Raw genomic sequence first — 6,938 nt, 5'->3', positions numbered from 1 at the left:
CCCCCGCCGCCAAGCACGACACCACCCCCCGCGGCCTCGTCGGCATCCCCGAGAACATCGGCCGCGCCCTCGCCACCGGCGGCGGCGTCCTCGCCGTGATCTCCACCTTCCTCGCCTGGACCTGGACCTCCGCCTTCCCCGGCGACCTCACCTACTACGGCTACCCCGGCGGCCTCCAGGTCCTCGTCCTCATCGGCGGCGCCCTCACGGCCCTCTTCGGCCTCGCCTCCTACGGCATCAAGGGCCTGCGCTGGCTCGTCCCCGCCGGCGCCGACAGCGCCATCAGCCTCGCCGCGCTCGGCACCTTCATCACCACCTGGTACACGATCCTCGCCATCAGCATCCAGCTCGGCGGCGTCGTCAACCTCGAACCCGGCGGCTACGTCGCGGCCATAGCGACCCTCGCCGCCCTGCTCGGCGCGCTCTCGCTGCCCTTCGAGCACCCCGAGGCCGAGACCGCCGACCCCGAGGACACCCCGGGAGAACGGCTCGCCCGCGTCGGACGCCAGATCCGCGCCCTGATCAAGTCCGCCTTCGCCACCGGCACACCCACGCCGGCCCCGAAGCTGCCCGCCTATGCCGAGATCCTCATCATCGTCGCGGCCATGGCCCTCGGCCTGCTCGTCTTCACCTACGGCATCGGCACCGAGTACGACGAACTGTTCATCGGCTTCCTCATCATGGCCGGCTTCGGCTTCGGCGCCCTGGCCAAGGCGGGCCTGGTCGGCCGCGTCTCCGCCGTCACCTCGAAGCACCGCACCATCACCATGACCGGCGCGTTCCTCGCAGCCGCCGCGTTCCCCTTCACCCAGTCCGACGACCAGTACGCGACCATCGGCGTCTACATCCTGATCTTCGCCACCGTCGCCCTCGGCCTCAACATCGTCGTCGGCCTCGCCGGCCTCCTCGACCTCGGATACGTCGCCTTCCTCGGCGTCGGCGCCTACACCGCGGCCATGGTCTCCGGCTCCCCCTCCTCCCCCTTCGACCTCCACCTCCCGTTCTGGGCCAGCGCCATCCTCGGCGCCGTCGTCGCCATGATCTTCGGCGTCATCATCGGTGCCCCGACCCTGCGACTGCGTGGCGACTACCTCGCCATCGTCACCCTCGGCTTCGGTGAGATCTTCCGCATCGCCGTCCTCAACATGGACGGCACCTCCGGCCCCGACATCACCAACGGCTCCAACGGCATCTCCTCGATCCCGAACCTCAACATCCTCGGCTTCGACTTCGGCCAGGAACACACCATCGCCGGGTTCACCATCGCCCGGTTCGCCAACTACTTCTTCCTCATGCTGCTCATCACGCTCGTCGTCGTGGTGGTCTTCCGACGCAGCAGCGACTCCCGCATCGGCCGCGCCTGGATCGCCATCCGCGAGGACGAGACCGCGGCACTCGCCATGGGCATCAACGGCTTCCGCGTCAAGCTCATCGCCTTCGCCCTCGGCGCCGCACTCGCCGGCCTCGCCGGCACCGTCCAGGCCCACGTCACCTACACCGTGACCCCCGAGCAGTACCAGTTCGCCCACGTCGTCCCGCCCAACTCCGCGTTCCTCCTCGCCGCCGTCGTCCTCGGCGGCATGGGCACCATCAGCGGACCCCTCGTCGGCGCCGCACTGCTCTACCTCATCCCGGCCAAGCTCCAGTTCCTCGGCGACTACCAGCTCTTCGCCTTCGGACTCGCGCTCGTCCTGCTCATGCGGTTCCGCCCGGAAGGCCTCATCCCCAACCGGCGCCGCCAGCTCGAGTTCCACGAAGAGGCCGAAGCACCCACAGTCCTCAGCAAGGCAGGGGCCTGACCCATGACCACCGACACCACCACCAAGGACGCCACACCGGGCGCCGCCCCCTCCGAGACCGTCCTCGACGCACGCGGCGTCACCATGCGCTTCGGCGGCCTCACCGCCGTCCGCAACGTCAACCTCACCGTCAACAGCGGCGAGATCGTCGGACTCATCGGACCCAACGGCGCCGGCAAGACGACCTTCTTCAACTGCCTCACCGGCCTCTACATCCCCACCGAGGGAGAAGTCCGCTACAAGGGCCAGGTCCTGCCGCCCAAGTCCTTCAAGGTCACCGCGGCCGGCATCGCCCGCACCTTCCAGAACATCCGCCTCTTCGCCAACATGACGGTCCTGGAGAACGTCCTCGTCGGACGCCACACCCGCACCAAGGAAGGCCTCTGGTCCGCCCTCCTGCGCGGCCCCGGCTTCCACAAGGCGGAGAAGGCCTCCCGCGAACGCGCCATGGAACTCCTCGCGTTCGTCGGCCTCGACGCCAAAGCCGAACACCTCGCCCGCAACCTCCCCTACGGCGAACAGCGCAAGCTGGAGATCGCCCGGGCCCTCGCGAGCGAACCCGGCCTCCTCCTCCTCGACGAACCCACCGCCGGCATGAACCCCCAGGAGACGCGGACAACCGAAGAACTGGTCTTCGCCATCCGCGACCAGGGCATCGCCGTCCTCGTCATCGAGCACGACATGCGGTTCATCTTCAACCTCTGCGACCGCGTCGCCGTCCTCGTCCAGGGCGAAAAACTCGTCGAAGGCGACAGCGCCACCGTGCAGGGCGACGAACGCGTCGTCGCCGCCTACCTCGGCGAACCCTTCGAGGACGCACCCGGCAAGGACGAGATCGCCGAGGTCGAAGCCGCCGAAGCACACGCCGAGGCCTCGAACGACGCCGCGCCCGGCAAGGAGAACGACCGATGACCGCACTGCTCGAAGTAGAGGACCTCCGGGTCGCCTACGGCAAGATCGAAGCCGTCAAGGGCATCTCCTTCAAGGTCGACGCCGGCGAGGTCGTCACCCTCATCGGCACCAACGGCGCCGGCAAGACCACCACCCTGCGCACCCTCTCCGGGCTGCTCAAGCCCGTCGGCGGCCAGGTCAAGTTCAACGGCAAGTCACTCAAGAAGATCCCCGCGCACGACATCGTCGCGCTCGGACTCGCCCACTCCCCCGAGGGGCGGCACATCTTCCCGCGCATGACCATCGAGGACAACCTCCGCCTCGGCGCCTTCCTGCGCAACGACAAGCCCGGCATCGAGAAGGACATCCAGCGCGCCTACGACCTCTTCCCCATCCTGGGTGAACGCCGTAAGCAAGCCGCGGGAACCCTCTCGGGTGGTGAGCAGCAGATGCTGGCCATGGGCCGCGCGCTCATGTCCCAGCCGAAACTGCTCATGCTCGACGAGCCCTCCATGGGCCTCTCCCCGATCATGATGCAGAAGATCATGGCCACCATCGCCGAACTGAAGTCCCAGGGCACCACCATCCTGCTCGTCGAACAGAACGCCCAGGCGGCGCTCTCCCTCGCCGACCAGGGTCACGTCATGGAGATCGGCAAGATCGTCCTCTCCGGCACCGGCTCCGACCTCCTCCACGACGAGTCGGTCCGCAAGGCCTACCTCGGCGAGGACTAGCCTCCGGCCTCCGGCCACACGAAGAGGCCCGCACCCCCTTTCAGGTAGGGGGTGCGGGCCTCTTCGTAGGTTCTGTCAGGGCGGGCGCGGTCAGCCCTTGGCGGCCTTCTTCTCGTCGGCGTCCTGGATGACCGCCTCCGCCACCTGCTGCATCGACATCCGACGGTCCATCGACGTCTTCTGGATCCACCGGAACGCGGCCGGCTCCGTCAACCCGTACTCCGTCTGCAGAATCGACTTCGCCCGATCCACCAGCTTCCGCGTCTCCAGCCGCAGCGTGAGGTCCGCGACCTCCTTCTCCAGCTCCTTCAACTCCGTGAACCGCGAGACAGCCATCTCGATCGCCGGCACGACATCACTCTTGCTGAACGGCTTCACCAGATACGCCATCGCCCCGGCGTCCCGGGCGCGCTCCACGAGGTCGCGCTGCGAGAACGCGGTCAGCATCAGCACCGGCGCGATGCGCTCCTCAGCGATCTTCTCCGCCGCCGAGATCCCGTCCATCTTCGGCATCTTCACATCGAGGATCACCAGATCCGGCTGGTGCTCCCGGGCCAGCTCGACGGCCTGCTCCCCGTCACCGGCCTCGCCCACGACGGAGTAGCCCTCCTCCTCCAGCATCTCCTTGAGATCGAGACGGATGAGCGCCTCGTCCTCGGCGATGACGACACGGGTCGTCAGCGGAGGCACGTGCGACTTGTCGTCGTCGGGCGCGTCGAGGGGCTGGGGCGACTCGGGGGCGGTCACGTGGGCTCCTTGTTCGGGGCAGGGGTACTGCTGACATGAGGGTACCTAGCTGCGGTAAGGTGGTCGGGCAGCGGGTCAAGGGAAACCTTAGATTCGCTGGGCCCCGGTAGCCCAATTGGCAGCAGGCAATGGATTCAAAACCCATACAGTGTCGGTTCGAGTCCGACCCGGGGCACTTTTCCTTAGATTCCATGATCTCCACCGAAAAGCGGATGTCCACGTTCCCGTGAACATCCGCTTTTTGCTGCGTACGGTCGCGATCGGTAACTCAGAGTGGCCGCATGAACTTCCATGGCACAGAAGTGCGGCAGAAGGCGCTCACGCTCCTGCGCGGCGGAACGCGGAACGCAGATGTCGCACGGAGCCTCAATGTCCCGCTCGGCACGGTGAGTTACTGGAAGCACATGGACCGCGCGAAACGTGGCGAGTGCCCCGGACGCACGCAACCACCATGCCCCCGATGCGAAGGAGACTTGGACGCATCGGCTTACGCCTACCTCCTCGGCCTGTACCTCGGCGACGGCCACATCATCCAGAACCGCGCGATGCGAGTGCCCAGCTTGTCCATCGCCTGCGCCGAGGCGCACCCCGGGCTTATGGACGAATGCGAGAAGGCCATGCGAGCGGTGTTCCCTGGAAACTCGGTCTGCAGAGTCCGCCGAAAGGGATACCGAGAGCTCAAGTTGTACTCCAAGCACATCTGGTGCCTCTTTCCCCAGCACGGCCCCGGCATGAAGCACGAGCGCACCATCGCCCTCGCTCCCTGGCAGCAGGCCATCGTCGACGCCCACCCCTGGGAGTTCGTCCGAGGTCTGATCCACTCCGACGGCTGTCGCCTGACCAACTGGACGACCCGCCTCGTCGCCGGTGAGCGCAAGCGCTACGAGTACCCGCGGTACTTCTTCACCAACAAGTCCGACGACATCCGGCAGCTCTACACCGACACCCTCGACACGCTGGGCGTCGAGTGGACGCACTGCACCCGCGACGGCAACCCGTACAACATCTCCGTCGCCAAGAAGGCCTCCGTCGCCCTCATGGACACCCACGTCGGCCCCAAGTACTGACTGCCTAGGCGGGGCCGGTGGCCTCGCCGATGTGGTGGACGCGGACCATGTTCGTCGTGCCCGCGACCCCCGGCGGTGAGCCCGCCGTGATCACCACCACGTCACCCTTCTCGCAGCGGCCGTACCGCAGCAGCAGCTCGTCCACCTGGTCGACCATCGCGTCCGTCGAGTCCGCGTGCGGGCCGAGGAACGTCTCCACGCCCCACGTCAGGCTCAGCTGCGAGCGCGTAGCCGGGTCCGGGGTGAAGGCCAGCAGGGGGATCGGGGAGCGGTAGCGGGAGAGGCGGCGCGCCGTGTCGCCGGACTGGCTGAACGCGACCAGGAACTTCGCGTCGAGGAAGTCACCGATCTCGGCGGCGGCGCGGGCGACCGCGCCGCCCTGGGTGCGGGGTTTGTTGTGCTCGGTGAGGGGTGGGAGGCCCTGGGAGAGCATGTCCTCCTCCGCCGCCGCGACGATGCGGCCCATCGTGCGGACCGTCTCCACCGCGTACTTGCCGACGCTCGTCTCGCCGGAGAGCATCACCGCGTCCGTGCCGTCGAGGACCGCGTTGGCGACGTCGCTGACCTCGGCGCGGGTCGGCCGGGAGTGGTGGATCATCGAGTCGAGCATCTGGGTGGCGACGATGACCGGTTTGGCGTTGCGCTTGGCGAGTTTGACCGTGCGTTTCTGGACCAGCGGGACCTGTTCGAGGGGCATTTCGACGCCCAGTTCGCCTCGCGCGATCATGACCCCGTCGAAGGCGGCGACGATCTCCTCGATGTTGTCGACCGCCTGCGGTTTCTCGATCTTGGCGATGACGGGGAGTCGGCGGCCTTCCTCGTCCATGATCTGGTGGACGCGTTCGATGTCCCGGCCGGAGCGGACGAAGGACAGGGCGATGACGTCGAAGCCTGTGCGCAGGGCCCAGCGGAGGTCGTCCTCGTCCTTCGGGGAGAGGGCGGGGACTGATACGGCGACACCCGGGAGGTTCAGTCCCTTGTGGTCGGAGATCATGCCGCCTTCGAGGACCCGGGTGTGGATACGGGGGCCGTCGATCGCCGTGACCTCCAGGGTGACCTTGCCGTCGTCGACGAGGATCTGTTCGCCGGGGGTGACGTCGGCGGCGAGGCCGTCGTGGGTCGTGCCGCAGCCCTCGCTGTCGCCGGTCGCGCCTTCCTCGACGGTGAGGGTGAAGGTGTCGTCGCGTTCGAGGAGTACGGGGCCTTCGGTGAAGCGGCCGAGGCGGATCTTCGGGCCTTGGAGGTCGGCGAGGGTGCCGACGCTGCGGCCGGTCTCGTCGGCGGCCTTGCGGACGCACTGGTACCGCGCGTCGTGTTCGGCGTGGCCGCCGTGGCTGAGGTTGAAGCGGGCGATGTCCATGCCGGCCTCGACCAGGGCCTTGATCTGGTCGTACGAGTCGGTGGCGGGCCCGAGGGTGCAGACGATCTTTGCTCGGCGCATGGTGCGAGCCTATGGCTTACCCGCTGGTAGCGATTTGGTGGGGCGTGACTACTCAACGGCGTTCGGGTGAAGGGTATTTGACAAGTCGTCATCAGGTGGTGAAGGGGCGCGTCACAGGCGGGGCGGCCGCATGGTGAAGCGGGCGTTGACTTGTGCGTGGACGCGTTGGCGTTGGGGTTCGAGGTCGAGGGGTGGGGCGTCGGTGTCGTCGGCGCTCTTGGCCCGGGCGGAGCGCATGAGCCCGCCGGGGTCGTTGGGG

At 67.7% G+C, this 6,938-nt stretch carries 6 protein-coding genes and 1 tRNA gene; 5 read left to right on the top strand and 2 right to left on the bottom strand.

From position 1 onward, the window contains the following. The first annotated feature begins 44 nt into the window (after positions 1 to 44). The 3 genes from P1P70_RS37240 to P1P70_RS37230 are packed head-to-tail and all read left to right on the top strand — an operon-like array spanning position 45 to position 3,424. Positions 45 to 1,799: a branched-chain amino acid ABC transporter permease gene (locus P1P70_RS37240; protein ID WP_319245653.1), complete on the top strand. Its 1,755-nt coding sequence runs from the start codon at positions 45 to 47 to the stop codon at positions 1,797 to 1,799. Positions 1,800 to 1,802: 3 nt separating this feature from the next. Beyond that, positions 1,803 to 2,711: an ABC transporter ATP-binding protein gene (locus P1P70_RS37235; RefSeq protein WP_319245652.1), complete on the top strand. Its 909-nt coding sequence runs from the start codon at positions 1,803 to 1,805 to the stop codon at positions 2,709 to 2,711. Continuing rightward, positions 2,708 to 3,424 carry an ABC transporter ATP-binding protein gene (locus P1P70_RS37230; protein WP_319245650.1) on the top strand — a complete coding sequence of 239 codons (717 nt, stop codon included), beginning with the start codon at positions 2,708 to 2,710 and terminating at the stop codon, positions 3,422 to 3,424. Before P1P70_RS37235 ends, P1P70_RS37230 begins: the two co-directional genes overlap by 4 nt. Positions 3,425 to 3,514: 90 nt before the next feature. Here the strand turns inward: P1P70_RS37230 and P1P70_RS37225 are convergent, their stop codons facing one another. Beyond that, the gene (locus P1P70_RS37225; RefSeq protein WP_319100285.1) at positions 3,515 to 4,171 is read right to left on the bottom strand and encodes an ANTAR domain-containing response regulator; all 657 of its coding nucleotides are present in this window, start codon (positions 4,169 to 4,171) and stop codon (positions 3,515 to 3,517) included. 100 nt (positions 4,172 to 4,271) lie between these two features. Between P1P70_RS37225 and P1P70_RS37220 the strand changes: the two genes are divergently transcribed. After that, a tRNA-Leu gene (locus P1P70_RS37220) sits at positions 4,272 to 4,346 on the top strand. Positions 4,347 to 4,452: 106 nt separating this feature from the next. After that, positions 4,453 to 5,238: a helix-turn-helix domain-containing protein gene (locus tag P1P70_RS37215; RefSeq protein WP_319245648.1), complete on the top strand. Its 786-nt coding sequence runs from the start codon at positions 4,453 to 4,455 to the stop codon at positions 5,236 to 5,238. Between the two features lie 4 nt (positions 5,239 to 5,242). On the opposite strand, the gene pyk is transcribed toward P1P70_RS37215, so the two are convergent. After that, on the bottom strand, positions 5,243 to 6,679 hold the full coding sequence (gene pyk, locus P1P70_RS37210; protein WP_319245646.1) for a pyruvate kinase: 1,437 nt from the start codon (positions 6,677 to 6,679) through the stop codon (positions 5,243 to 5,245). Positions 6,680 to 6,938 lie beyond the last annotated feature (259 nt).

Source organism: Streptomyces sp. MB09-02B (genome assembly GCF_033794485.1).
GTDB lineage: Bacteria > Actinomycetota > Actinomycetes > Streptomycetales > Streptomycetaceae > Streptomyces.
This window is presented reverse-complemented; position numbering and strand designations above follow the sequence as displayed.

Coding starts and splice junctions, on each gene's coding strand:
- P1P70_RS37235 (WP_319245652.1), top strand. CDS start 1,803: ATGACCACCGACACCACCACCAAGGACGCCACACCGGGCGCCGCCCCC.
- pyk (WP_319245646.1), bottom strand. CDS start 6,679: ATGCGCCGAGCAAAGATCGTCTGCACCCTCGGGCCCGCCACCGACTCG.
- P1P70_RS37230 (WP_319245650.1), top strand. CDS start 2,708: ATGACCGCACTGCTCGAAGTAGAGGACCTCCGGGTCGCCTACGGCAAG.
- P1P70_RS37215 (WP_319245648.1), top strand. CDS start 4,453: ATGAACTTCCATGGCACAGAAGTGCGGCAGAAGGCGCTCACGCTCCTG.